A 25,454-nucleotide genomic window follows, 5' to 3' on the forward strand; every position below is an offset into this window, starting at 1 on the left:
GAACCATGTCGTGGCGCAGCCTCTCCCACAGGTGAGGGAAGTTCCGTGCAGTTCCGCCAACAGGCCCTCGCCAAACTCCAGTCGCCGGAGGAGCTCGACCTTCCGGTGCGCCTCGCCCGCCCGCAGGGCTGGCTGGCGCTCTTGGTCGCCGTCGTGGTGATGGCAGCCGCCTCCGTCTGGGCGGTGACCGGCTCGGTCGCCTCCACGGTGAGCGCGCAGGCCATCCTCACGCACGGGCAGGGCAGTTACGTCCTGCAGAGCCCCGTCGCCGGCCAGGTCACCGCCGTCCTCGCCAGACAGGGTGAGCGGCTGCCCGCCGGCTCGCCCGTCCTGAAGGTCCGTACGAGCCAGGGCGACTCGGTCGTCCGCACGGTCGCCGCGGGCCGCGTCACCGCGCTCGCCGCCACCATCGGGCAGATCATCAGGACCGGCGCGAACGTGGCCGCGGTGGAGAAGGTCGCCCGTTCCTCGGACCCGCTGTACGCGACGGTGTACGTCCCCGCCGAGAACGCGGCCTCCGTGCCCGCCGACGCCGCGGTCGACCTCACCGTGTCCTCGGTGCCCACGCAGCGGTACGGCGTGCTGCGCGGCCATGTGAAGTCAGTGGACAGGACCGCCCAGTCCGCCCAGTCGATCGCCGCGTTCCTCGGGGACAGCCAGCTGGGCGAGCAGTTCACCGGGAAGGGCCGCCCGGTGGCCGTCCTGGTGAGGCTGGACAGGTCGTCCTCGACGAAGAGCGGCTACCGGTGGTCGTCCGCGGACGGACCGCCGTACCGGCTCGACTCCATGACCTTGGCCACGGCCTCGATCCGGCTGGCCGACCAGCGACCCGTCGATTGGCTGCTCCCGTGACCACCGCTCAGCAGACCCGCGGCCGGCGGCGCGCCGCCCCGGCCGGGCGCCCGGTCCCCAAGAGCCGTGGAAAGGCCGTCCGTACGCCCACCGTGCTCCAGATGGAGGCGGTGGAGTGCGGCGCCGCCTCCCTCGCCATGGTGCTCGGACACCACGGCCGCCATGTCCCGCTGGAGGAGCTGCGCATCGCCTGCGGTGTCTCCCGTGACGGCTCGCGCGCCAGCAATCTGCTGAAGGCGGCCCGCAGTTACGGCCTGACCGCCAAGGGCATGCAGATGGACCTGGCCGCCCTCGCGGAGGTGACGGCACCGGCCATCCTCTTCTGGGAGTTCAACCACTACGTCGTCTACGACGGCATGGGGCGCCGCTTCGGACGGCGCGGCGTCCATATCAACGACCCCGCCAAGGGCCGCCGTTTCGTGCCCATCGAGGAGTTCGACGGCAGCTTCACCGGGGTCGTCCTGGTCATGGAGCCGGGGGAAGGCTTCGAGAAGGGCGGGCGCAAGCCGGGCGTCCTCGGCGCGATGCCGGCCCGGCTGCGCGGCACCGCGGGCACCATGCCCGCCGCGGTGCTGGCGAGCCTGCTGCTCGTTGCCGTCGGCGCGGCGGTGCCCGCCCTCAGCCGCACCTATATCGACATGTTCCTCATCGGCGGCCAGACCTCGCTGCTGGGTGTGCTGTTCGCGTCGATGGGCACCTGTGTGCTGCTCACACTGGTGCTGACCTGGCTCCAGCAGGCCAACCTGCTGCACGGCCGCATCATCTCCTCCACCCTCTCCAGCGCCCGCTTCCTGCGCCATCTGCTGCGGCTGCCGGTGACGTTCTTCGCCCAGCGCAGCCCCGCCGACCTGGTGCAGCGGCTCCAGTCCAACGACCAGGTGGCCGAGACCCTGGCCCGTGACCTCGCGGCGGCGGGTGTGGACGCGATCGTGGTCGTGCTCTACGCGGTGCTGCTCTACACCTACGACCCGCAGCTCACCCTCGTCGGCATCGGCGTGGCGCTGCTCAACGTCGTGGCGATGCGCCTCGTCGTACGGCTGCGCGCGACCCGCACGGCGAAGCTGCGCGCGGACACCGCACGGCTCACCAACACGGCCTACACCGGGCTCCAGTTGATCGAGACGATGAAGGCGACCGGCGGCGAGGACGGCTATTTCCGCAAGTGGGCGGGACAGCACGCCACCACCCTGGAGGAGCAGCAGCGGCTCGGGGTGCCCAGCGCCTGGCTCGGCGTGGTCGCGCCCACGCTGGCCACCCTGAACAGCGCGCTGATCCTGTGGATCGGCGGTATGCGGGCGGTGGAGGGCCATATCTCGGTCGGTCTGCTGGTCGCCTTCCAGGCGCTGGTCACCCGCTTCACCGCGCCGCTCACCCGGCTGAACGGCGTCGCGGGCCGTATCCAGGACTTCGCGGCCGACGTGGCCCGGCTGAAGGACGTGGAGAACTTCCAGGCGGACCCGATCTACGCCCGCCCCGGCGGCGGAGACTCCACACGCCGGCTGCACGGCCACGTCGAGCTGGAGAACATCACCTTCGGCTACAGCCCCCTCGACAAGCCGCTGCTCACCGGCTTCGACCTGACCGTCGGACCCGGGCAGCAGGTGGCGCTGGTCGGTGGCTCGGGCAGCGGCAAGTCGACCGTCTCCCGGCTGATCTCGGGCCTGTACTCGCCCTGGGAGGGGGTGATCCGCATCGACGGGCAGCGCCTGGAGGACATTCCGCGGGGCGCGCTCGCGTCCTCCGTGTCCTTCGTCGACCAGGACGTGTTCCTCTTCGAGGGCTCGGTCCGCGACAACGTGGCGCTCTGGGACCCGTCGATCCCGGACGACGCGGTGGTGGAGGCGCTGCGGGACGCGGCCCTGTACGACGTCGTCGTGCGGCGGCCCGGCGGCATCCACAGCAAGGTCGAGCAGGACGGCCGGAACTTCTCCGGCGGTCAGCGGCAACGTCTGGAGATCGCCCGGGCGTTGGTCCGCCGGCCCAGCATCCTGGTGCTGGACGAGGTGACCAGCGCGCTGGACGCGGAGACCGAACTGGTCGTCATCGACAATCTGCGGCGGCGCGGCTGCGCCTGTGTGGTGATCGCCCACCGGCTGAGCACCGTGCGCGACAGCGACGAGATCGTCGTGCTGCAGCACGGCACGATCGTGGAACGCGGCCGGCACAACGAGCTGGTGGCGCGCGGCGGAGCGTATGCCGCGCTGGTCAGGGAGCGGTGAGATGACCTCCGTGCACGAAGGCGACCTCGTCCTGGGCGCGCTCGGCTCGCTGGGCACGCCCCTGGACTGCAGCGGCTTCAACCGCCTCGACCTGGCAGGCCCGCAGGTGCTGTGGCTGGTCGCGGCGGGCGCGCTGGACCTGTTCGCGGTGGACGCAGGGCAGCAGGGCCACTGGCACCACCTAGGCCGTCTGGAGGCGGGCTCGCTGCTGCTCGGCCCGGTCGCCGGTCCGCAGCACACCCTGGTGGCGCGCCCGTTGCGCGACTGCGTGGTGCACCGCATCGGACTGCGCGAGCTGTACCAGCCCGCGCACACCCAGACCTGGTCGTACGACGAGTACGGCAACCCCCAGTACGTGCCCCCGACGTCGAGCCCGCTGGAGTACGCCCTCGCGCTGGGCGTCGGCCGCGGCCTGTCCATCCTCTTCCAGGCTCCGATGGCGACGGAACGCGCGGCCGATATGACCGACGATGATGTGTTCTGGATGCAGGTGCCGCCGGGCAGCGTCCAGTACGGGTCGCTGTACGGCGCGGAGGCCGCCGCCGACCTGCTGATGGACCCGGCCGTGTGGCAGAGCATGGTCGACCAGCAGTACCGGCTGCTCACCACCCTGGACCGGTGGATCGAGCAGCTGGAGCACACCCACGAGACGCGCACGGCGGCCGGGATCAAGGCCGGTGAGGCGGTCCGCGCCCAGGCCGACCGCACGCTGCTCGCGTCGATCGGCAAGGCGCCGGCGAGGCGAACCACGGCCGCCGACGCCGACGCCACGTACGCCGCCTGCAAGCTGGTCGCCCAGGCCGCCGGGATCACGCTCGCCGAACCCGCGCAGAGCGGCACCGAGAGCGACCGGCTGGACCCGGTCGAGCGGGTGGCGCTCGCGTCCCGGGTGCGCACCAGGGCCGTACGCCTGGACGACCGCTGGTGGCGGGACGACGTCGGCCCGCTGGTCGGGCACCGGGCCCTGTCGGGTGCGCCGGTCGCGCTGCTGTGGCGGCGGGGCGGCTATGTGGCCGTCCATCCGGCGACCGGCCGCGAGACTCCCGTCGAGAAGGCCAACGCGGAGGAGTTCGAACCGCGCGCGGTGATGTTCTACCGTCCGCTGCCCGAGCGGAGGCTCGGTCCGCTCGGGCTGCTGCGGTTCAGCATGCGGGGCACTCGCGGCGACGTGCTGCATCTGCTGCTCGCCGGTCTGGTGACGGTGGCGATCGGCGCACTGGTGCCGATCGCCACCGGCAAGGTGCTCGGCGAGTATGTGCCTAGGGCCCAGCAGGGGCTGATCGTGCAGGTCTGTCTGGCCGTGATGGTCAGCGGTGTGGTGGCGGCCGCGTTCATGCTCCTGGAGAACCTGACCATCCTGCGCCTGGAGGGCCGTATCGAGGCGACGCTCCAACCGGCGGTCTGGGACCGGCTGTTGCGCCTGCCGACGAAGTTCTTCACCCAGCGGTCCACGGGCGAGCTGGCGAGCGCGGCCATGGGGATCAGCGCGATACGGCGGCTGCTGGCGGGAGTCGGCCCGGTGGTCGCCCAGTCGGTGACCGTCGGCGCGATGAACCTGGCCCTGCTGTTCTGGTACAGCGTGCCCATGGCGCTCGCCGCGATCGGCATGCTGACGGTCATCGCCGCCGTGTTCCTGGGGCTCGGGCTGTGGCAGGTGCGCCGGCAGCGGCAGCTCGTGGTGCTCGGCAACAAGCTGAACAACCGGGCCTTCCAGACGCTGCGCGGGCTGCCGAAGCTGCGGGTGGCCGCGGCCGAGAACTACGCGTATGCCGCCTGGGCGGGCGAGTTCGCGCGCAGCCGCGAGCTCCAGCAGAAGGTGGGCCGCATCAAGAACCTCACGACGGTGCTGGGCGCGGTGTACCTGCCGGTCTGCACCCTGCTGATGTTCATGCTGCTGGCGGGCCCGGCGAAGGGCGCGATGTCGGCGGCGGCGTTCCTGACCTTCAACACGTCGGTGACGATGCTGCTGACCTCGGTCACCCAGCTCACCGGCGCGTTCGTCTCTGCCGTGGCCGCGCTGCCGCTGTTCGAGGAGATCCGGCCGGTGCTGGAGGCGACGCCCGAGGTGCGTACGGCGAGCACCCGGCCGGGCCCGCTGTCCGGGGCGATCGAGGCCCGCCGGCTGTCGTTCCGGTACGCGGACGACGGTCCGCTCGTCCTGGACGACGTGACCTTCGAGGTGCGGCCGGGCGAGTTCGTGGCGATCGTCGGGCCCAGCGGCTGCGGCAAGTCCACCCTGCTGAGGCTGCTCATCGGCTTCGACAGGCCGGTCTCGGGCAGCGTGCTGTACGACGGGCAGGACCTGGCGGCGCTGGACCAGTCGGCCGTGCGCCGACAGTGCGGGGTGGTGCTCCAGCACGCGCAGCCGTTCACCGGCTCGATCCTGGACGTCATCTGCGGCACCGAGCCCTGCACGCCGGAGGAGGCGATGGCGGCGGCCGAGATGGCCGGGCTGGCGGAGGACATCAAGCGGATGCCGATGGGTCTGCACACGATCGTCTCGGGCAGCGGGGCCGTCTCGGGCGGTCAGCGCCAGCGGCTGATGATCGCCCAGGCCCTGATCCGCCGCCCGCGCATCCTCTTCTTCGACGAGGCGACCAGCGCCCTGGACAACGACACCCAGCGCACCGTCATCGAGAGCACCCGCAAGCTCAACGCCACCCGGATCGTCATCGCCCACCGGCTGTCGACAGTGCTGGACGCCGACCGGGTCATCGTGATGGAGGACGGCAAGGTCGCTCAGCAGGGCACCCCCGCCGAGCTTCTCGCGGACACCGGCGGCCGGCTCCACGAACTGGTGCGACGGCAGCTGGCCTGACGCGTCAGCCGAGGCCGGGCACCGGTGCGCCGGAGGGCACCCCGGCCTCGATGTAGCCCGCGTAGTACTCCTTCCAGGGCGCGCTCGCCCCGGCCTGCGGTCCCTCGAACAGCTCGCCGCGCGCCTTCGCGTCCAGGGCGGCCAGGCAGACCTCCCAGCCCGCGCCGTTGCGGGCGGCGGTGTTCTCGGCGCCGAGCACATTGGTGAGGGTGAAGCGGGTGCGCCCGCCCTCGGCCTCCTCCAGGTCGAAGCGGAGTTCGTCGCCGCCCCACTCGAAGGACAGGTGCCGCGGCGGGTTCACGGCGAGCACGCGGCCGGTCGACTCGGGCATGTTCGGGTCGCCGCTGAACCGGATGGTGCCGCCGGGGCGCAGCTCCATGTCGGCGCGGGAGGGGAACCACTGGGCGAGTTCGCCGGGGTCGGTGACGAAGTGCCAGACACGGTCGAGCGGATGGTCGTACACGCGGGTGAAGCGGACGGCCGGACGGCCGTCGTCCAGGGTCACAAAGGTGCCGGTGGGTTCGGCGGACATGGCGGATCAGTCCTTCGGGGCGGGGGGTTGGCTGCTGTCGTCCGACGTCTGGTCGAGCCGCCGGCCCAGTACGTCCAGGCTGCTGTTCCAGAGCCTGCGGTAGGGGGCCAGCCACGCGTCGAGTGCCGCGATCGGTGCCGGGTCGAGGGCGTAGACACGGCGCTGGGCGTCCTGTCGTACGCGCACCAGACCGGCCTCACGCAGCACCTTCAGGTGCTTGGAGGTGCTCGGCTGGCTCAGACCGCATGCCTCCACGATCTCCCCGACGGGCCGGGGCCGCTCCAGGAGGAGCGCGACGATGGCCCGCCGGTGGGGGTCGGCGAGGGCGGTCCAGAGCGCGGAGTCGGACATGAGGTCAATATGCCTCGCCAGTTATATGCCAGTCAAGGCATACAGGCGGAGCGGGCACGCAAGGACCGACCCCGAACGAAACGTTGCCGTTTCGTTCAGCGTGCTCTAGCCTCGTCGTGTACGAAACCGTTTCGTTTAGGTTTTGGTACGCCCGGACGACTTCCCTGGAGTTTCCCGATGCCCGAGAAGACCCTGACCGACAGCACCCACGCGGGTGCCGAAGCCATTCAGGCGCCGCCCGCCGCCTCCCCGAAGCGGTGGTGGATCCTCGCGATCATCTCCGTCGCGCAGCTGATGGTGGTGCTCGACGCCACGATCGTGAACATCGCCCTGCCCTCCGCCCAGGCCGACCTCGGCTTCTCGGACGGCAACCGGCAGTGGATCGTCACCGCCTACGCCCTGGCCTTCGCCTCCCTGCTGCTGCTCGGCGGGCGGATAGCGGACCTCTTCGGCCGCAAGCCGGCCTTCCTCGTCGGCGTCGTCGGCTTCGCCGTGGCCTCCGCGCTCGGCGGTGCCGCGACCGGCTTCGGCATGCTGGTCACCGCGCGTGCCCTGCAGGGTGCCTTCGGCGCGCTCCTCGCGCCCGCCGCGCTGTCGCTGCTCAACACGACCTTCACCGACGCACGGGAACGGGCGCGGGCATTCAGTGTGTACGGCGCCATCGCCGGCGCCGGTGGTGCGGTCGGCCTGCTGCTCGGCGGCGTCCTGACGGACGCGTTCGACTGGCGCTGGACGCTCTATGTGAACGTGGCCATCGCCTTCGTCGCCTTCGCGGGCGGCTGGATCCTGCTGAGCAACCACCGTGACGCCGCCGGCGCGAAGCTGGACGTGCCGGGCACGATCCTCGTCGCCAGCGGTCTGTTCGCCCTGGTCTACGGCTTCTCCAACGCCGAGACCCATGACTGGGGATCGCCGCTGACCTGGGGATTCCTGATCGCGGGCGGTCTGCTCCTGGCGGCCTTCGCCTGGTGGCAGACCCGGGCCGAGCACCCGCTGCTGCCGGTGCGGATCCTGCTCGACCGCGACCGGGCGGCCTCGTTCCTCGCGGTGCTGATCACCGGCGCGGGCATGTTCGGCGTGTTCCTCTTCCTCACCTACTACCTGCAGCTCAACCTCGGTTTCAGCCCGACGAAGACCGGCGTGGCGTTCCTGCCGATGGTCGGCGCGCTGATGGTGGCCGCACAGCTCGGCACCACCGTCCTGCTGCCCCGGATCGGCCCGAAGGCGGTCATCCCGCTGGGCTTCGCCGTGGCCACGGCCGGCATGGCCTGGCTGACCGGCATCGGCGTCGACTCCCACTACATGAGCGCGGTGCTGCCGCCGCTGGTCGTCATCGGCGTGGGCCTGGGGCTGGTCATGCCGACCGCCATGCAGCTGGCCACGGGCGGGGTTGCCGCGGAGGACGCGGGTGTCGCCTCGGCGACCGTCAACGCGATGCAGCAGGTGGGCGGTTCGATCGGTACGGCCCTGCTGACCACGCTCGCCGCGAGCGCCGCGACCGACTATCTGGCCGGCCGTGACGCGACCAGCAAGCTGGTCCAGGCGCAGGCGACCATCGAGAGCTACACCACCGCCTTCTGGTGGTCGGCCGGCTTCTTCGCCGCGGGCACACTGGTCGCGTTCCTGCTCTACCGCCGCGGGGTGCCACGGCAGGACACCACTGCCGCACCGGTCGTCCACATGTGACCAGCACACATAGGTCCACATGTGACCAGCACACATATGTGACCGCCATATAGGCTCCGCAGAGCCGCCGACCGGAGCCGCACGGCCGAGGGGCCGCCGTCCGCAGGGAGACGGCGGCCCCTCTTCGTATGAGCGAAGTCAAGGACAGCGACGGGAAGTTCACTCTTTCGAGTGCAGCTGATCTTGCGGGCCGTGTCGCAGGGATGGCCATGTCCCCGTCGGGGTAACTACCCGGACCCATGCCCGGGGCGAGGTGAGACAGTCATGACACCGGATGCCGACGACCGAGGCACGCGCCGGCTGGCCGGTGCCGAGTCCCCCCTTGCGCGGCCGCCCGCGCCCAACTCCTGTGCCCGCACCCGGACTCTCGGCCCGGTCGTCGTGATCGAGGCGTACGGAGAGATCGACATCGCCACGGCGGATCTCCTCGGCGAGCATCTGGACGCCGCGACCGCCGGGCCCGAACCGGACGTGCTGGTCGATCTGCGCTCCGTGGACTTCTTCGACTGCTCCGGGCTGCGTGTGCTGTGCCGGGCCGAGACGAGGGCCCGGGAGCGCGGCGGCCGGCTGCGCCTGGTGGGCGTCGGGACCGGCCTGCAGCGGCTGTTGCGCGGGGCGGGTCTGCTGGAACGGTTTCGGCCGCTCCCCCGGATTCCCGGGGAGCGGCCGTGATGCCGGGGGTCGGCGGGCGGCCCCACTCCGCCCGTCCGACCCCCGGTGCGAGATCGCCGGTCCCCGCGACAGGGGCTCGCACTCCCCATTTGCGGGCCTGTTCCGGCATGTCCGGGAACCGGGCGATCCCGGTCCTAGAACGCGAAGACGCTGGAGCCGTTGGCGTTCTTCACGCATTCGTTGCCGAAGGTGCGCTCATACGTGACGCGCTTGCCCTGCCAGACGCCCTGGGCCGTGACCAGCACCGGGTTGTACTCCCTCGTGCACGGCACGTCGTCTCTGCCCGCCAGGGCATCGAAATCGCCGCCGACGCCCCGTAGTTCGGCGCAGGCCAGGGCCGCGGCCGGATGAGTTCCGGAAGCCTTGGGGGCGCAGGTCAAAGTGACGGCACGCTCCGGGGTCACGGTGGCCACGTCGTCACCGTGGCCGATGGTGAGCACCAGGGCCGAGGGGGCGTAGAGCGAAGCCGGGGCGCTGCCCGGGGAAGCGACGGAGGCCCCGGTCAGGGGTCCGCAGACGGCGGCGGCCGAGAGGCCGAGGGTCGCTGCCCAGCGCGCGGTGTTCCGCATTGTGTGCATCCTTCCGCTTGAATCGACAGGGTGCCGCCCTCGGCCCGGTGGGCGCCGGAGCGGCGGGCCACACTCTGCCGAGTCCGTCGCCGAAACACACATCGCACCCATGGATTTCAGTAACATTGCGTATTGAATCAGTGGCGTGAAGTTACGGAATTCGAACGTTACAACCCCGAAACTTGGCGCCCCTTGATCGCACGAAGCGGCCAAGTGGCTGGTTTTCACCGCCTCGTTAATAGTCCTGAAACATTCCGCTTCAGCTCTCGGCTGACTCCTCCGCGACCCCTTGTGTTCATCTCCGACCGGGGTAATCGTGATTACATGATTACCGCAGAGCAGCGAGAGAAGATTCGCGGCTGGTTCGCCGGCCGTCTGCCCGACGATCTCTTCGAGGAGCTGGTCGAGGTGACCGCCGACCGCGAGGAGATCACCGTGATCGGCCGCATCCCCGGCCCCCGGCTCGCCGACGACGTCTCGGACGCCGAGCGGGACGCGGCCGTCCAGGGCCGGATCGAGGAGTTCCGGGAGCGCACCCGGGAGGACCGGATCCTGGTGGCCCGCGAGGCCGAGCACCGTTTCGGCAGGAAGGTCTCCTGGGGCGTGGAGTGCGAGGGCCGACGCGGCCTGTTCACACATGTGGCCGCGCCCGTGATGACCCGGCTGCGGCAGCCCGAGCGCCGGGTCCTCGACACACTGATCGCCGGAGGTGTCGCCCGCAGCCGCAGCGACGCCCTCGCCTGGTGCGTGCGTCTGGTCCAGCGTCACACCGACGACTGGCTCGGCGAACTGAGCGCGTCCCTTGAGCACGTCCAGCGGGTACGGGCCCAGGGACCGGACGTCGAGGGGGTGACCGATTCGTCCGGCGAAGACGGAGAGGATGGATGAGACAACCACCGGCCGGCCGACGGAATCCCCGCTGGACGGACCCGCTGCTACCCGCGAGTATCGTCGGCGCGACGCATGCTCGACGAGGAGAGGCGGGACGTACAGATGGCGAAGCACTGGGCCGACTTCCAGTACGAGATCTATCTGAACGGGATGTCGGGGACCGTGCCCCGGCTCCCCACCGATCCGACCCGGCTGGAGGAGCTGGCCGAGCACCGGCTCGGGCCCGGCCCGGTCGGCTATGTGGCGGGCAGCGCGGGCAACGGCAGTACGGCGCGCGCCAACCGGGCCGCCCTGGACCGGCGGCGGATCCTGCCGCGCATGCTGCGGGACGTGCACGAGCGGGACCTCTCCGTCGAGGTCCTGGGCCGCGCGCTGCCCGCGCCGCTGGCGCTCGCGCCCGTCGGTGTGCTGTCGATCATGCATCCGGAGGCGGAGACCGCCGCCGCGCGGGCGGCCGCCGCACAGGGCGTGCCGTACATCCTGTCGTCCGCCTCCAGCACGCCGATGGAGCAGGTGGCGGAGGCGATGGGGGACGCCGAGCGGTGGTTCCAGCTGTACTGGGGCAAGGACCGCGAGGTGACCCGGAGTTTCCTCGGCCGGGCGAGGACCGCCGGGTTCACCGTGCTGGTCGTCACGCTGGACACGCCGATCCTGGCCTGGCGGCCCCGTGACCTCGACCAGGCCTATCTGCCGTTCCTGCACGGGGTGGGGACCGCCAACTACTTCTCCGACCCGGCCTTCCAAGCCGGGCTGGCCAAACCGGTGCACGAGGATCCCAACGCGGCCGTGCTGCACTTCCTCGGTCTGTTCGGCGACGCGAGCCACACCTGGCCCGATCTGGGGTTCCTGCGTGAGCACTGGGACGGGCCGATCGTCCTCAAGGGCGTGCTGCACCCGGACGACGCCCGGCTGGCCGCCGACGCCGGGGTGGAGGGGGTGGTGGTGTCCAACCACGGGGGCCGGCAGGTGGCCGGCTCGGTCGCCGCGGCCGATGCGCTGCCGCGGGTCGTGGAGGCGGTCGGCGACCGGCTGACCGTGCTGTTCGACAGCGGGATCCGCACCGGCGACGACGTCTTCAAGGCCCTCGCCCTCGGCGCCCGGGCGGTCCTGCTGGGGCGGCCGTACGTCTACGGGCTGGGCCTCGACGGCCAGGCGGGCGTCGAGCACGTGATCCGTTGTCTGCTCGCGGAGTTCGACCTCACCCTCGCCCTGTCCGGCCACGCCGGCCCCTCGACGATCGGCACCGCCGACCTCGTCGAGGACCCCGTGTGACGGACCGGGCGGGCCCCGGCGCCTTCGCCCCGGGGCCCGCCCGGCCGTCCTATCGGCCGTCCTATCCGTTCGAGTCCTGGTCCGACAGCCGCGCAGGCTGTGCCGACGGCCCGCCGGTTCCGGCGATCGACAGCGAACCGGGGCTTGCCGACGGCGGATCGGTCAGCCAGCGCTGGCCGTCGGAGCCGTCGCGGACCTTGACCACGATGTCGGCCCCCGGTTTCTCACCGGCCGATGCCAGGGCGAGGGTCTCGTCCCAGCGGGGCAGCAACTCGCCCTGGACGGTGAGGTCGTAGCGCACGTCGTCGCCCCGCTCGGAGTTCTTGCCCGCGCAGGTGCCGAGGATGACCACGCCCGCGTCCGCGTGCGAGTCCAGGCACAGATCGGGGTCGGCCACACTGCGCAGCTGCCCGTCCGTCTCGTACGTCCACTGCTGGGTCCACGCCGAGGAACACACCTCCAGTACGGCGCCCGCCCCCTCCTTCGGCTTGGCATCGATGTCGAGGCACAGGTCGGCCGCGGCGTTGCGCAGCCGCGTCTGCCGGGTCGCGGTGGGCAGACCCGTGGCGGAACCGGCGGGCGGGGACTGGGAGCCGGCACCCGGCACCGTGCCACGGGCGCCCGAGACACCGGTGGAGGCGACCGGGTCGGTGCCGTCCCCGCCGTCCGGCCAGACGCTCACGGCGAGGACGGTCGCGAGCAGTCCGGCCCCCGCGATGCCGACGCCGGTGAGCAGGGTCCGGGAGGACCAGGTCTCCCTCGCGGCACGGCGGGCGGGCGCGGGGATCCGTGCCAGCAGCCTGTTCCGTGTCCCCCCGTGCCGGGGTCCGCCGCCGCGGCGGGACTCACCGCGCGGACGGGTCCCCGTCGCGTGCGCGCGGCCCGGGCGCGAGTCGAGGTAGCGACGGGCTCCCCAGCCGAGTATCGCCTCGGCGAGGAGCGGTCCCGGTCCGGCCTCGACCTGGCCGAGTTGCTCGGCCGCGTGACGGCAGTAGGGGCACTGCGCCAGATGCTGCTGGACGTCCGGCAGCAGCGCGCCGCCGCGCCGGATCGGCACGTCGAGAAGGCGGTTGTAGAAACGGCATTCCTTGCTCGGCGCGAGTTCCCGGTGGGCGCGTACACAGCCCTCACGGAATTTCTCGCGCGCCTGTGCGAGCGCCGCGGTCGCGGTGTCGGCGTCCATGCCCAGCAGACCGGCGGGGACATTTATCGACTCCGCCTCGACCTCGGTGTGCCACAGCAGACACTGAGCGAGCGCCGGAAGGCTCAGAAATGACCGCTCGGCGAGTATGCGGTTTTCGGGCGGCATGGACTTCACGGCGCGCATACCGCGGCCCCCGGCGGGTTTCCCCAGGTCCGGCAGAACCTCGGATATTCGGTCCTCCGCGGACCAGTTGGCGACCGTTTCCCGGACGGCGACCAGCAGCCGGGGCCGGATCGCCTCGGCGGACTCGCCGAGCACCAGCCGGTCGAGGATGTGGTGGAAGGCGGTGGCGGTGACCATGTGGGCGAGCGGGCCCGAGGTGGCGAGGCAGATGGCTGCGTACTCGTGGGCCGGCTGCCAGTGCCGCGCCATCAGCAGAGCGACGGACCGGGAGGCCACGGCGTCCGAGCCGGCTCGCAGCGGGGCGGCGAGAGCCTCGTCGGATTCCTCCGTCACCCCGCCTGGCGGCGGATAGGGAGGACGCGGGGGGTGGGGGGTGGGCACGGAGCGGGTTCCTTTGTTGCGTATGGTGCGTACCTATTAGGTGCGCGTGCGGAGAGCGGGAATTCGGCGGTCGCTCGTCGGAGCGGGTTCCTCGGCCGTGGAATGAGCCCCGGCACTTTACCCCCCGCACGGGAGTTTCACCCTTGCACACCTTCCTCACGGCCAACAAGGCGCCCGCCCCACATCGACAGGTTTGAAAGAAAGTCAGAAAGCGGGTGCGCGTACGTCATTCGCACCCGTTTTCGACATTCCATGCGCCCCGTGTGAAGCACACGCACGTGGCGGGCCCTCGCGCACGCTCCCGGCGCGCGCTGCCCGGTAGTGCACTGGGACTCGGCCCTTCTCGGAGGCCCCGCGCAGGACGGCGGCTCTCCCGCGCGAAACCGGCCGCCGGCCCCGTTCCTCCCGCCCTCGGCCGGCGGCCCCGGGGCGGGGCGGTTTCCCCCCTCACGCGCCCCGGCCCCGGCCGGAGCTCAGATCTGCCAGGAGCGAAGCCGGTCGGCCGCGCCGTATACGTCCGCCTTGCCGGAGATCAGATCCCGGGTGAGGTCCACGAGGGCGCCGTAGGGCGGGTCGATGCCGACGCCGCTGACGAACATGTAGGCGACGGCGGTCGCGCAGGCGAAACGGGCGTTGGCCGCCGGGAGCGGCTTGAGCAGGGCGAGGGTGTGCAGCAGCGCGGCGGCCCGCCAGGCCGCGTCGGAGTTCACGCCGAGGCGGGGCGGGTCGACCCGGTGCCGGGCGACGGCGGCGACCAGCGCGGAGAAGTCGTTGACGGCGGGCTGGTCCGGCAGCACTTCCTCGTGGCGCTGGAGCAGCCAGGGCACGTCTATGTGGATAACAGGCGGCATCGGTCAGGCGACCTCGCCCTTCTTGGGCGGTTCGTCGTCGGGGAACGCGGCCGCGAACTCGGCGGCGTGCGCGGCGAAGAAGCGGCGGAAGGCGTCAGCGCCCTCTTGCAGGGCACGATGCCGGGCGATGTCGGCCGCGGCCGCCTCGCGCACGAGTGCCTTCATCGACGTACCGCGCTCCTTGGCGATCTGGCGCAGGTCCTCTAGCTCACGCTCGCTGAACTCCACGTTGAGGGCTGGCATGACCATACGGTACCGCTCGGGTACTCGACCGTAAATACCCCCAGGTCACAGGGTATGTCCAGCGGTACCTACCGGGACCGAGCGCCAGGTCCGATTCCCGCCGGTGACCTGGCGCGCGGCACAGCAGACTCGTTACCGGACCACACGAGAGCGAGGAAGAGAGAGAAAGAGAGGAAGAAGCCGATGACCGTGTACACCGTCCACGACAGCCCGCTGGGCGAACTGCTCCTGACCGGCGAGGAGTCGGCGGGCGTCCTCACGCTGACCTCCCTGTCCATGCCGGGGCAGCCGGGCGCCCCCGCCCTCGGGCCCGGCGCACGTCGCGACGACGACGCCTTCGCCGAGGCGACCCGCCGGCTCGACGCGTACTTCGCGGGCCGGCTCATCCGGTTCGAGCTGCCGCTCGCCGCCGGGGGAAGCGAGTTCCGGCGGCGCGTGTGGCAGGCCCTGGACGACATCCCGTACGGCACCACGACGACGTACGGCGCACTCGCCGAGCGCCTGGGTGTGCCGCGTGCCGAGATCCGGGCGCTCGGCGCGGCGGTGGGCGCCAATCCGCTGCTGCTGGTCCGCCCCTGCCATCGGGTGATCGGCGCGGACGGCTCGATGCGCGGATACGCGGGCGGCGTCGAGCGCAAGGTATGGCTGCTCACGCACGAGGGTGCGCTCCAGCCGACGCTCGTCTGACGGAAGGAGCCGCCATGACGCTCACCCCTGCCCGGGCCCGCCACCGCACGGCCGCCACCGACTGGGCCGCGCTCGCCGAGGAACTGGACGCGCACGGCAGCGCGCCGACCCAGCAGCTGCTGACGCCCGCCGAGTGCCGGGACCTGGCCGCCCTGTACGAGAAGCCGGAGCTGTTCCGGACGACGGTCGATCTGGCCCGGCACCGGTTCGGCTCCGGTGAGTACCGCTACTTCACGCACGACCTGCCCGCCCCGGTGGCCGCCCTGCGCGCCGCGCTCTACCCGCGCCTGCTGCCGATCGCCCGCGACTGGGCGGCCCGCCTGGGCCGCCCCGCCCCCTGGCCCGACTCACTGGAGGAATGGCTGGCCCGCTGCCACGCGGCCGGGCAGGACCGCTCGGCACAGATTCTGCTGAGTTACGCACCGGGCGACTGGAACGCCCTGCACCGCGACGTGTTCGGGGAGTCGGTCTTCCCGCTCCAGGTGGTCGTCGCCCTCGACGAGTACGGCACCGACTACACCGGCGGCGAGTTCCTGATGACCGAGCAGCGGCCGCGGGCCCAGTCGAGGGGCACCGCGACCGTGCTCCGCCAGGGCCACGGACTGGTGTTCACCACCCGGGACCGCCCGGTGCGCACGAAGCGCGGCTGGTCGGCCGGGGCGATGCGGCACGGAGTGAGCACCGTGCGCTCCGGCCGACGACGGACCCTGGGGCTGGTGTTCCACGACGCGTCGTGACCGGGCGGCGGGCCCTACCCCTGATCCGCCACGAACGACGCCATCCACGCCAGAGCCGCGTTCCAGTTGACCGCCGTCTCGTTCGTCGACCACGACTGGATGTCGTCGATGTAGCAGAACTGGCCCGTGCAGCCGTGGAGTCTGCTCTGCGCGTAGGGGTCCTGGATGCTTGAGTTGGCGCCTCCGGCGAGGGTGCCCTTCGGCGGTGCGGGGAGTCTCGGGTCGAGTTCATGGGCGTACCAGCGGCTGTGCTGGTTGTGGGAATGGACCTCGCCGTAGCCGGTGACGTACGAGATGTTCAGGGCGTTGCGGCCGAGGAGGTAGTCCATGCTCTGGACGGCTCCGTCGCGGTACTTGGCGGCACCGGTGAGGTCGTAGGCGGTGGCGATGACGTGCGCGTTGTTGAGGATCTGGGCGTTGGAGCCCCAGTCGTAGAGATTGCCGGGCGGCGCGTACGGCATCCCGTAGGGCTGTGCCGCCATGGTCGCGAGGTAGCCGTCCGCGGCCTTGGTCACCGACCGGCGTACCTCGTCGCGGCCGGGCAGGGTGTTCGGCACCGTCGCCAGGTCCAGACGGCCCGCCGCGGCCGTGCGGCCCCAGTCGAAGCCGAGGGCGCCGAAGATGTCGGCCTTGTGCAGCGGGGAGTCGAGGACGTGATCGGCGAACTGCTTCTCCCCCGTGGTGAGGTAGAGCTCGGCGGCCGCCCAGTAGAACTCGTCGGTGGCGTTGTCGTCGGGGTACGCGCCACCGCCCGTGCCGTCGTCGGGGTCGGGGTGAAGGGCGGGGTGGGCGAGCGCGGCGGTCCATGCCCGGCGGGCCGCCGTGAGGGCCTTCGCCGCGAACGCCGGGTCGTAGGGCCGGTACAGACGGGCGGCCTGCGCGGCCGTGGCGGCGAGGTTGAGCGTGGCCTCGGTGGTCGGCGCGTGCAGCTCCCGCTTCTGCGGGTCGTCGCTGGGGAGCAGGGGGAGGCCGGTCCACTGCGCGTCGTGGATCTTGCTGTGTGCCATGCCCGCCAGCGGGTGGCCGTCCGGCACCTGCATCCTGAGCAGGAACTCCAGCTCCCAGCGGGCCTCGTCCAGGACGTCGGGCACCTTGTTGCCGCTCTCGGGGAGGGCGAGTGTTCCGTCGGCGAGCCGCGCGGGGTGTCCGGTGCGGGCCGACCGGGAGCGTTCGTAGGTGCTCAGCAGCTCCCAGGTGGAGATGCCGCCGTTGACGACGTACTTGCCGTGGTCGCCCGCGTCGTACCAACCGCCGCTGACGTCGAGGGAGTAGTCGCACTCGCCGGGCCGGCAGGGCACGTTCGTGTCGCCCTGGTTGGGTGCCACGCCGACGTGCCCTGCGGGCCTGCCGTAACCCGGCCGGAGCGCGTCGCGGATCTCGATGCCGCTGCGCTGTGTGTAGTAGTACTTCAGCGAGTCGAGGCGCAGTTGTTCGTAGGCGTCGGTGCCGATGTCGAAGGGGCGGCTGGTCTCCCCGTCGGCGACCAGCGTGAAGCCCTGGCCGCGCCCGCGGTAGCGGCCGAAGTCGATCGACTGGACGTTCTGTCCGGAGGACACGTCGGTGCCGCGCGGCACGGTCCAGCCCTGGGCGACCGTCGTGCCGGCGGCGTTCCTGAGCTGCCAGGGCAGTTGCGTCGTGGTGCCGGTGACCAGCGTGGCGTTCTTCGGTCCGGCGGGCAGGTAGGCGACCTGGTTCACCCTGACCCGCGGCCCGGTGTCGGGCTGGTAGACCTCCGGTGGCACCCCGCCGAGCAGTGACACGTCGTCGAGGCACAGCCGCCAGGCGTCCGCGGCGCCGCCGGCCTGGAACGCGACCTGCGCCTGTGTGGTGTCGACGGGTGAGGTGAAGGTGTAGGAGTAGCCGTCGCCCGAGGCGCTCAGCTGTGGGCTGACCTCGTACCAGGTGTCGTACGGCGACACCTGGAGCCCCACGATCGCCCGCACCACATGCCCCTCGGGGGAACCCGAGGCCTTGAAGGCGAACTTGTACGACTCGCCCTTGACCAGGGTGATGTCGTTCTGGCCGACGGTGGCGTCCCAGCGGTTGGTGGTGCCGCCCGGCACGTCGGCGCACAGCTGTCCGCCGAAGAGGCCCGCGGTGACATTGCTCGTCGTCCACCACGGTTCGGTGGTGGTGTCGAAGGTGCCGTTCCTGACCTGCTCGACCTCGTCGGCGCCGGCCCGTGGGGCGGGCAGCGCGGTGAACGCGGCCGCGAGGAGGGCCGTCACGGCGAACAGGGCGGTTCTGCGTCGTTTCACGTCCCGCTCCTCCAGAGATGATGGGAGCGCTCCCAAGTGTGTACGCCGGTCATGTTGTTCGAGTCATGACAGGACGTCAACGGTCGGGACAGGACCGATTCCCCTCGCATGCGCTCAGTCGCCACGCCCGCGCGAGGACCGCACCCGCATGCAAGGCTGGTCGAGAGAAAGGGAGGATTCATATCGAGCCAGACAAATAAGTAAACGAGGCAGAGGTTAGGCCAAAGGGGCAGAGGCATGGACGAGAAGCAATTCATACAGGCGGTGTCCGAGCGCACGGGCCTGACACGCCAGGAAGCCGCGGACCTCACCCGGGCCACGCTCGAAACGCTCGCCCATCGGCTGAGCTCGGGCGAGGCCCTGGAACTGATCATGGAGCTGCCGGAGGGCCTGGCCGGGGCCGTGCGCCGGGGACTCGGCGGCCGGACCGAGAGCTTCGGTTACCAGGACGCCGTACGGCGGGTGGCCGAGCGCAACATGCTCACCGAGGAGGAGACCGACCGGGGCATGCGCGCGGTCCTGGCGGAACTCCACGAGGCGATCAGCGAGCGGGAGTTCGTGCAGCTGATGTCACAGCTCGGATCCGAGTTCTCGCAGGCGGTCGCGTCGGCCGAGTGACGGGCCGCCTCTCCTCGCCTCGCCACCGAGGTGAGGCGGCGAGGCGGGGCGACAAGGCGGTGACGCGGTGGGGCGGTGGGGCGACCGTTCCCGGCGGGTCAGACCGCGGGCACGTCCAGCCTGCTGATGCGCACGGCGCCCGATGTCTCGCCCGGGTGGCCGCTGGTCAGGGTGAGCCGGATCCGGGAGCCGCGCACCGGGCCGAAGGTGATCACCGTCGGGATGTCCGAGGAGGCCGCCCAGTCCACCGTCGCGCCCTCCACCGGAAGGTAGGTGCGCCCGTCCCACACCGCGACCTCGACGGACGCGGGCAGCGAGTGGGTCGCGTCCACGGTGAAGGAGACCTCCGCCCGGTCGAAGGTCCGGACGCGCCCGAAGTCGACCGCGACCCAGTCCCTCGGGCGGGCTCCGCTGAAGGCCGGCAGCAGTGCCGTCGCCGACTTGGTGAAGGCGTTGGACCAGCCGGTGGCCGGGTCGCCGTCGAGCATCGCGGCCGGGAGGGTGTCCGGGCGTCCGGAGTAACTCGCGTCCGCGTAGGGGTAGTCCGGCGGCGACGGGAGGTCGGGGCCGAATGCGGGGGCGGGAGTGCCGGCGACGGAGCGGGCGGGCGTGGTGCGGACCGCCGCGGTGCCCCTGCGCAGACCGTCCACACGTGCCGTGACCTTCAGCGTGCCCGCGTCGGTGCCGGACCGCACAACGGCAAGTGCCTTGCCGTGGAAGGCGGTTCGGGTACTGGCCTGATAGCGCTCCGCGCTCTCCTCACGTCCGTTGTCGAGCCCGGCCAGGGAGCCGCCGCTCACCTCGAACGTGATGAGGTGCTCGGCGTCCGGCACCACCACCCCGTGGGCGTCGACGATCTCGGCGGTCACGAAGACCAGTGAACGGCCGTCGGCGGGGAGGGACTCGCGGTCGGCGGTGAGTCGTACGGCGTGCGGGGCACCGGCCGTGCGCAGCACGTCGGTGGCGACCGTCCGGCCGCCTTGCCGGGCCACCGCCCTCAACTCACCGGGCTCGTAGGGCACCTGCCAGGTCAGATGCAGTTTGCCCGCGCTGCCGTTCGGGCTGGTGTAACTGCCCGGGTAGGGGCCGCCGGTGAAGGTCTTGTCGTCGCCGGTGGCCTCGGTGGTCTCCAGATAGGTCCGGCCGTCGGTGGTCGTCTTGGTGTCGAACTCCCTGACGCCCAGGGATCTTCCGTTGAGGAACAGCTCGACGGACGCGACATTGGCGTACGCCCAGACCTCCACCGTGTCCCCGGCCTCGTGGTTCCAGCTCATCGGCACCAGATGCACCATCGGCTCGGTGACCCACTGGCTGCGGAAGAGGTGGTACATGTCCTTGGGGAAGCCGGCCGTGTCGACCGCGCCGAAGAAGGACGCCTTGACCGGGAAGACGTTGTACGGCGTCGGCTCCCCGATGTAGTCGATGCCGGACCAGAGGAACTGCCCCGCGAACCACTTCCGGTCCCGGTCCTTCTTGTGCCCGTACTCGCCGCTCATGGTCCAGGAGGCGAGGTTGTTGTCGTACGAGGAGGTGGCACGCCTGCCGGGGGTGTGGTTCTCGCCGGTGTTGAGGTGTTGCGGCTCCTGGTAGGCGCCCCGGGTCGAGGTCTCCGACGAGGACTCGGACTCGAAGAGGAACAGTTTCGGGTAGGTCGCGTGCAGGGCGTCGACCGATCTGGCGGTGTTGTAGTTCAGGCCGAGGCCGTCGAGCTTGGCGAGCATCAGGTCGGCCGCCGAGCCCTTCGCCGGGACCGAGTGGTACTTGTTGGAGCCGATGACGACGGGCCGGGTGTCGTCGGCGGCCTTGATGGCGCCGATGATCCGGTCGGCCATCGCGAGCCCTGCCGTGCTGGTGGAGTCGGGGATCTCGTTGCCGATGGACCACAGCACGACGGCGGGCGAGTTGCGGGCCGCCAGGACCATCTCGGTGGCGTCCTTCTCGCACCACTCGTCGAAGAACCGGCCGTAGTCGTACTTGGTCTTGCCGGTCCGCCAGCAGTCGAAGGCCTCCACCATCATCACGATGCCCAGTTCCTCGCAGACCTGGATCATCTGCGGTGAGGGCGGGTTGTGGGAGGTGCGGAAGGCGTTGACGCCCATCGACTTCATGATGGTCATCTGTCTGCGCACCGCGTCGATGCTGATCGCCGCGCCGAGGGCGCCCAGGTCGTGGTGCAGATCGACGCCCTTGATCTTGGCGTGGGTGCCGTTGAGGGAGAAGCCCTCGTCGGGGTCGAAGCGGTAGCTGCGGATCCCGAAGGTGGTGCGGTGGGTGTCGGTAGTCGTGCCGCCGACGCGGAGCTCGGTCTCCAGGGTGTAGCGGTGCGGGGCGGCGAAGTCCCACAACCGGGGTTCGGGGACGGTGAGTTCATGGGTCTCGGCCGCCTCGTCGGCGACGGCCACGGTGGACGACGCACGGGCGACCGTGCGCCCGTCGGGGTCCACGATCCGGGAGCGGACCTGGACGTCCGCGCCGCTCCCGGACGCGTTGACGACGGCCGTCCGCACCCGGACCAGGGCCCGCTCGGCGGTGATGTCCGGCGTCGTGACGCGGGTGCCCCAGCGCGCCACGTGCACGGGCTCGGTCACCACCAACCGGGCCTCGCGGTAGATGCCGCTGCCCGAGTACCAGCGGCTGCTGGGCAGCCGGTTCTGGACCTTGACCGCGATGACGTTCTCGGTGCTGCCGTCGGTGTGCAGCAGGTCGGTGAGGTCGAAGGCGAAGCCCGTGTAGCCGTAGGGGTGGCGGCCGACCTCGGTGCCGTTGCAGTAGACGTACGCGTCCATGTAGACGCCGTCGAACTCCACCGAGACCCGGCTGCCCGCCCAGCCTGGCGGCACGGTGAAGGCGGTCCGGTACCAGCCGAGGCCGCCGGGGAAGAATCCGGTGCCGCTGGTGGTGCCGTTCTCCGTGGTGGGGGTCTGCTCGATGCTCCAGTCGTGCGGCACAGCGACCTCGCGCCAGCCCGAGTCGTCGTACCCCGGGTCGGCGGCGGGTGGAGGTCCCCCCTGGTCGAGCGAAGCCGAGAGCTCGGGGGAGAACGCGCCGGTCGGGTCGGTGATCCCGCCCGGGTTGACCAGCGCGAAGCGCCAGCCGTCCCGGAGCGGAACCGTGTGGCGTCCCCCGGCACGCCCGGACGCCTCGGCCGCCCGTGCGTCCGGGGCGCCCAGGAGCGCTGAGGCCGTGGGGGCTGCCGCCCCGGCGACCAAAACCGATCTGCGAGTGACCGTCATGACGACTCTCCCTCATCAGGGCCCAGAAGTACTCACAACTGATCGCGAACAAACAGATTCTGACGGTATGCCACACAGGGCCGTCAAGGGTGCGGGAACACACTCCGGCCCCGGGCGTCACATCGGCCGAATCGGCACCTCGACCATCGCGCCCGGTCACCGAGAGGTTGCCGTCCGTGGGAGAGGCGGACGCACTAGGCTGGAACACAAGTGACGCACCTGTTCACTGTGAGTGTGCGCTTGGGAGCGGCGACGATGAGCCCGGACTATCCGTTCGACGATGCGGCTACGGCCCGGGCTGTCATCGGCGAGGACGGCACGCTGGTCGAGTGGAACGAGGGCGCCCGCCGGCTGCTCGGCCACCCGGCCGCCGCCGTCGTGGGCCACCCCGCGGCACAGCTGCTGGCCAAGGACGGGGTCCTGCCCCTGCCCGCCGGCTCACGCTGGGACGGAACGGTCGGTCTGCGCCACCGCGACGGCCGTACGGTGTCGGTGTGGCTGCTGGCCCACCATCGTCCGCCGCGCGACGACCGCCCCGCCGACTGGCTCGTCGTCACCCCGCTCGCGGGCGGCCCGCCCGCACCGGACGACCCGCTGGCCGGCGCCGCGCTGGTCCAGTCCCCGTGCGCCGTCTCGGTGTACGACGAACGGCTCCGGCTGCGCACCATGAACGCCGCGATGGCCGAGGTGCTCGGGCTGCCGCTGGAGCACGCGCAGGGGCTCAGGATGTCCGAGATCGGCGGCAAGCCGGAGAGCGACGAACTGGAGAGCCATCTGCTCCGGGTGCTCACCACCGGACGGCCGCTGGACGCCGAGACCTTCATGCGGGCCGGCCGCGAGGACCGGGCGCACGCCTGGCTGGCCCGGATGGCCCCGGTCACCGACGCCGAGGGGCGGGTGCACGGGGTGTCCCTGACCGCCCACGACTTCACCGACAACTACCGGGCCCGGGAACGGCTGCAGCTGGTCAACGAGGCGAGTGCCCGCATCGGCACCACCCTCGACGTCACCCGCACGGCTCAGGAGCTGGCGGACGTGTGCGTGCCGGCGCTCGCCGACTTCGTCCGCGTCGACCTGCTGGATCCACAGGAGCACGGCGGCGAGCCCCCGGCCCGGATCACCGCGCCGGTCCCACTGCGCCGGGCCGCGCACCGGTCGGTGCTCCGGGGCACCCCCGAGGCGATGGTCGGGCCCGGCAACGTCGAGTTCTACCCCGCCTCGTCCCCGCAGGCCGACTCGCTCACGGCCGGCCGCACGATCGTGGCCTCGGTGCCCTCCGACATCGAGCAGTGGCTGGCCGCGGACACGGCTCGCGGCGAGCGGGCGCGGGAGTTCGGCATCCACTCCGTGATGTCCGTGCCGATGCGGGCGCGCGGGCTGACCCTGGGGGTCGTCGTACTGGCCCGGCACCGCCGCCCGGACCCCTTCAACCCGGACGACGTGCTGCTGGCCGAGGACATCACGGCCCGTGCCGCCGTCTGCGTCGACAACGCCCGCCGCTACTCACGCGAGCGCGACACCGCCCTCGCCCTCCAGCGCAGTCTGCTGCCCCGCTCGCTGCCGCGCACGGCCGCCGTGCAGGCCGCCTCGCGCTATCTGCCCGCGGCGAGCGCCGGGGTGGGCGGTGACTGGTTCGACGTGATCCCGCTGTCCGGGCTGCGGGTCGCCATGGTCGTCGGGGACGTGATCGGCCATGGCGTCCAGGCCTCGGCCACCATGGGCCGGCTGCGCACCGCCGTGCGCACCCTCGCGGACATCGACCTGGCCCCGGACGAGCTGCTCACCCACCTCGACGACCTGGTGCTCCGGCTGTCCGAGGAGTCGGGCGGGGACAGCAGCCCCGGCGAGGTCGGCGCGACCTGCCTGTACGCCGTGTACGACCCGGTGTCACGCCGCTGCACCCTGGCCCGCGCCGGACACCCCCAGCCCGTCCTGATCCCGCCCGGCGGACCGCCCCGCCAGCTCGACATGCCGGCCGGTCCCCCGCTGGGCCTCGGCGGGCTGCCGTTCGAGTCCACCGAGCTCGAACTCCGCGAGGGCAGCGTGCTCTCGCTGTACACCGACGGTCTGATCGAGGCCCTCGACCGGGACGTCGACACCGGTCACCGGCTGCTGCACCAGGCGCTGGCGTCGTACGCGGACTCGCTGGACGAGACCTGCGACCGGGTCCTGCGGGCCCTGCTGCCGCCGGGCGGCGCCCAGGACGACGTGGCCCTGCTGCTCGCGCGCACCCAGGGGCTGCCCGCCTCCCGGGTGGCGACCTGGGACATCCCGGCCGACCCGGCGCTCGTCGCGCCGATCCGCAAGCAGGCCGTGGAGCAGCTCGACACCTGGCGGCTGAGCCATGCCGCGTTCACCACGGAACTGGTGGTGAGCGAGCTCGTCACCAACGCCATCCGGTACGGCGCGCACCCCATCCGGCTGCGGCTGATCCATGACGCGGCCACCCTGATCTGCGAGGTCTCCGACACCAGCCACACCGCCCCCCATCTGCGCCGCGCCAAGACCTGGGACGAGGGCGGGCGCGGGCTGCTCCTGGTCGCCCAGCTCACCCAGCGCTGGGGCAGCCGGCACACGGCCGACGGCAAGACGATCTGGGCGGAGATCGGTCTGTTCGAGGAGGAGGACGAGTAGCCGCCCGCCGGGACGAGTGGCCGCCCGCCGCGATCGGTTCAGGAGGCCGTGAGCCAGGGCCGCACCTGTTTGCGGGCCTCGTGCAGCCGCGACTTGAGCGTGCCCAGCGGGATGCCGACGCGCTCGGCGACCTCGGCGTACTCCAGCTGGCAGATGTCCCGGTAGATCAGCGGCGCGACCAGGTGCGGGTGCTCGCGCTCCAGGCGGTCCAGCGCCTCCAGGAGGTCCACCCGGGAACCCGCGATCACGCTGGTCGTGCGCGGGTCGACGTACTGCGACGGCTCGATCGAGGCGGGCTGCTCGGCCGCCCGGCGCTTGAGTTCGCGGTACTTCTGGCGGGCGCAGTTGGCGACGACCGTGTAGAGCCAGGTGCTGAAGCGGCTGCGGCCCTCGAAGGTGGATATCTTCCGGGCTATCTGGAGCAGCACGTCCTGCGCCGCCTCCTCCGCGTCCTCCCGGCAGGGCAGAAAGCGCCCGCAGCGCCGGACGACCTCGGGCCGGACCTCGGTCAGCAGCCGGTCCAGGGCCGCCGGGTCACCCGCGGCGGCCCGCCGGGCGAGGTCTTCGGTCAGCACCGCGTCGTCCACGGAAGGTCCCTCTCGGAGTCGATCTCAGGGCAGGCA

At 71.6% G+C, this 25,454-nt stretch carries 20 protein-coding genes; 11 read left to right on the forward strand and 9 right to left on the reverse strand.

The genetic code is table 11. The features are described from left to right. The first annotated feature begins 45 nt into the window (after window positions 1-45). The 3 genes from AB0I54_RS23520 to AB0I54_RS23530 are packed head-to-tail and all read left to right on the forward strand — an operon-like array spanning window position 46 to window position 5,889. Window positions 46-852: an HlyD family efflux transporter periplasmic adaptor subunit gene (locus AB0I54_RS23520; RefSeq protein WP_363298070.1), complete on the forward strand. Its 807-nt coding sequence runs from the start codon at window positions 46-48 to the stop codon at window positions 850-852. Next, window positions 849-3,071: an NHLP family bacteriocin export ABC transporter peptidase/permease/ATPase subunit gene (locus tag AB0I54_RS23525; RefSeq protein ID WP_363298071.1), complete on the forward strand. Its 2,223-nt coding sequence runs from the start codon at window positions 849-851 to the stop codon at window positions 3,069-3,071. The genes AB0I54_RS23520 and AB0I54_RS23525 overlap by 4 nt, the downstream gene beginning before the upstream one ends. Before the next feature lies 1 nt (window position 3,072). Continuing rightward, window positions 3,073-5,889, forward strand: a complete 2,817-nt coding sequence (locus tag AB0I54_RS23530) for an NHLP bacteriocin export ABC transporter permease/ATPase subunit (RefSeq protein ID WP_363298072.1) — start codon at window positions 3,073-3,075, stop codon at window positions 5,887-5,889. Window positions 5,890-5,893: 4 nt separating this feature from the next. On the opposite strand, the gene AB0I54_RS23535 is transcribed toward AB0I54_RS23530, so the two are convergent. Together AB0I54_RS23535 and AB0I54_RS23540 are read right to left on the reverse strand one after the other, a co-directional pair. Then, complete coding sequence (locus AB0I54_RS23535) at window positions 5,894-6,421, reverse strand: SRPBCC family protein (protein WP_363298073.1); 528 nt, start codon at window positions 6,419-6,421, stop codon at window positions 5,894-5,896. A 6-nt stretch (window positions 6,422-6,427) separates the two neighbouring features. Further along, window positions 6,428-6,772 (reverse strand): metalloregulator ArsR/SmtB family transcription factor, encoded by a 345-nt coding sequence (locus AB0I54_RS23540; RefSeq protein ID WP_363298074.1) that lies wholly within the window; start codon window positions 6,770-6,772, stop codon window positions 6,428-6,430. Between the two features lie 177 nt (window positions 6,773-6,949). Here AB0I54_RS23540 and AB0I54_RS23545 point away from each other — a divergent pair, with 177 nt between their 5' ends. Further along, window positions 6,950-8,458, forward strand: coding sequence for an MFS transporter (locus AB0I54_RS23545; protein WP_363298075.1), 1,509 nt, complete (start codon window positions 6,950-6,952; stop codon window positions 8,456-8,458). 264 nt (window positions 8,459-8,722) lie between these two features. Next, window positions 8,723-9,130 (forward strand): STAS domain-containing protein, encoded by a 408-nt coding sequence (locus AB0I54_RS23550; protein ID WP_363298076.1) that lies wholly within the window; start codon window positions 8,723-8,725, stop codon window positions 9,128-9,130. A 134-nt stretch (window positions 9,131-9,264) separates the two neighbouring features. On the opposite strand, the gene AB0I54_RS23555 is transcribed toward AB0I54_RS23550, so the two are convergent. Further along, on the reverse strand, window positions 9,265-9,699 hold the full coding sequence (locus tag AB0I54_RS23555) for a protease inhibitor (protein ID WP_363298077.1): 435 nt from the start codon (window positions 9,697-9,699) through the stop codon (window positions 9,265-9,267). A 324-nt stretch (window positions 9,700-10,023) separates the two neighbouring features. Between AB0I54_RS23555 and AB0I54_RS23560 the strand changes: the two genes are divergently transcribed. Continuing rightward, window positions 10,024-10,587, forward strand: a complete 564-nt coding sequence (locus AB0I54_RS23560) for a hypothetical protein (protein WP_363298078.1) — start codon at window positions 10,024-10,026, stop codon at window positions 10,585-10,587. A 105-nt stretch (window positions 10,588-10,692) separates the two neighbouring features. Beyond that, window positions 10,693-11,862, forward strand: a complete 1,170-nt coding sequence (locus AB0I54_RS23565) for a lactate 2-monooxygenase (protein WP_363298206.1) — start codon at window positions 10,693-10,695, stop codon at window positions 11,860-11,862. Window positions 11,863-11,923: 61 nt separating this feature from the next. Here the strand turns inward: AB0I54_RS23565 and AB0I54_RS23570 are convergent, their stop codons facing one another. The 3 genes from AB0I54_RS23570 to AB0I54_RS23580 all read right to left on the reverse strand — a co-directional run bounded on the left by AB0I54_RS23570 (window position 11,924) and on the right by AB0I54_RS23580 (window position 14,664). Further along, window positions 11,924-13,570, reverse strand: coding sequence for an RICIN domain-containing protein (locus AB0I54_RS23570; RefSeq protein WP_363298079.1), 1,647 nt, complete (start codon window positions 13,568-13,570; stop codon window positions 11,924-11,926). A gap of 473 nt (window positions 13,571-14,043) precedes the next feature. Beyond that, on the reverse strand, window positions 14,044-14,421 hold the full coding sequence (locus tag AB0I54_RS23575) for a toxin Doc (RefSeq protein WP_363298080.1): 378 nt from the start codon (window positions 14,419-14,421) through the stop codon (window positions 14,044-14,046). A gap of 3 nt (window positions 14,422-14,424) precedes the next feature. Beyond that, window positions 14,425-14,664, reverse strand: coding sequence for a hypothetical protein (locus AB0I54_RS23580; RefSeq protein ID WP_363298081.1), 240 nt, complete (start codon window positions 14,662-14,664; stop codon window positions 14,425-14,427). A 183-nt stretch (window positions 14,665-14,847) separates the two neighbouring features. On the opposite strand from AB0I54_RS23580, the gene AB0I54_RS23585 reads away from it, so the two are divergent. Continuing rightward, a complete protein-coding gene (locus AB0I54_RS23585) occupies window positions 14,848-15,351 on the forward strand; it encodes a methylated-DNA--[protein]-cysteine S-methyltransferase (RefSeq protein WP_363298082.1) in 504 nt (167 codons plus the stop codon). A 14-nt stretch (window positions 15,352-15,365) separates the two neighbouring features. Then, the gene (locus AB0I54_RS23590; RefSeq protein WP_363298083.1) at window positions 15,366-16,088 is read left to right on the forward strand and encodes a 2OG-Fe(II) oxygenase; all 723 of its coding nucleotides are present in this window, start codon (window positions 15,366-15,368) and stop codon (window positions 16,086-16,088) included. A gap of 14 nt (window positions 16,089-16,102) precedes the next feature. On the opposite strand, the gene AB0I54_RS23595 is transcribed toward AB0I54_RS23590, so the two are convergent. Beyond that, window positions 16,103-18,346 (reverse strand): glycoside hydrolase family 9 protein, encoded by a 2,244-nt coding sequence (locus AB0I54_RS23595; protein WP_363298084.1) that lies wholly within the window; start codon window positions 18,344-18,346, stop codon window positions 16,103-16,105. A gap of 237 nt (window positions 18,347-18,583) precedes the next feature. Here AB0I54_RS23595 and AB0I54_RS23600 point away from each other — a divergent pair, with 237 nt between their 5' ends. Further along, window positions 18,584-18,964 carry a DUF2267 domain-containing protein gene (locus AB0I54_RS23600; RefSeq protein ID WP_363298085.1) on the forward strand — a complete coding sequence of 127 codons (381 nt, stop codon included), beginning with the start codon at window positions 18,584-18,586 and terminating at the stop codon, window positions 18,962-18,964. A gap of 98 nt (window positions 18,965-19,062) precedes the next feature. On the opposite strand, the gene AB0I54_RS23605 is transcribed toward AB0I54_RS23600, so the two are convergent. Continuing rightward, on the reverse strand, window positions 19,063-22,197 hold the full coding sequence (locus tag AB0I54_RS23605; RefSeq protein ID WP_363298086.1) for a glycoside hydrolase family 2 TIM barrel-domain containing protein: 3,135 nt from the start codon (window positions 22,195-22,197) through the stop codon (window positions 19,063-19,065). A 255-nt stretch (window positions 22,198-22,452) separates the two neighbouring features. Here AB0I54_RS23605 and AB0I54_RS23610 point away from each other — a divergent pair, with 255 nt between their 5' ends. After that, on the forward strand, window positions 22,453-24,831 hold the full coding sequence (locus tag AB0I54_RS23610) for a SpoIIE family protein phosphatase (protein WP_363298087.1): 2,379 nt from the start codon (window positions 22,453-22,455) through the stop codon (window positions 24,829-24,831). Between the two features lie 38 nt (window positions 24,832-24,869). Here the strand turns inward: AB0I54_RS23610 and AB0I54_RS23615 are convergent, their stop codons facing one another. Next, complete coding sequence (locus AB0I54_RS23615; protein WP_363298088.1) at window positions 24,870-25,418, reverse strand: RNA polymerase sigma factor; 549 nt, start codon at window positions 25,416-25,418, stop codon at window positions 24,870-24,872. Window positions 25,419-25,454 lie beyond the last annotated feature (36 nt).

This window comes from Streptomyces sp. NPDC050625, assembly GCF_040654755.1.
GTDB lineage: Bacteria > Actinomycetota > Actinomycetes > Streptomycetales > Streptomycetaceae > Streptomyces.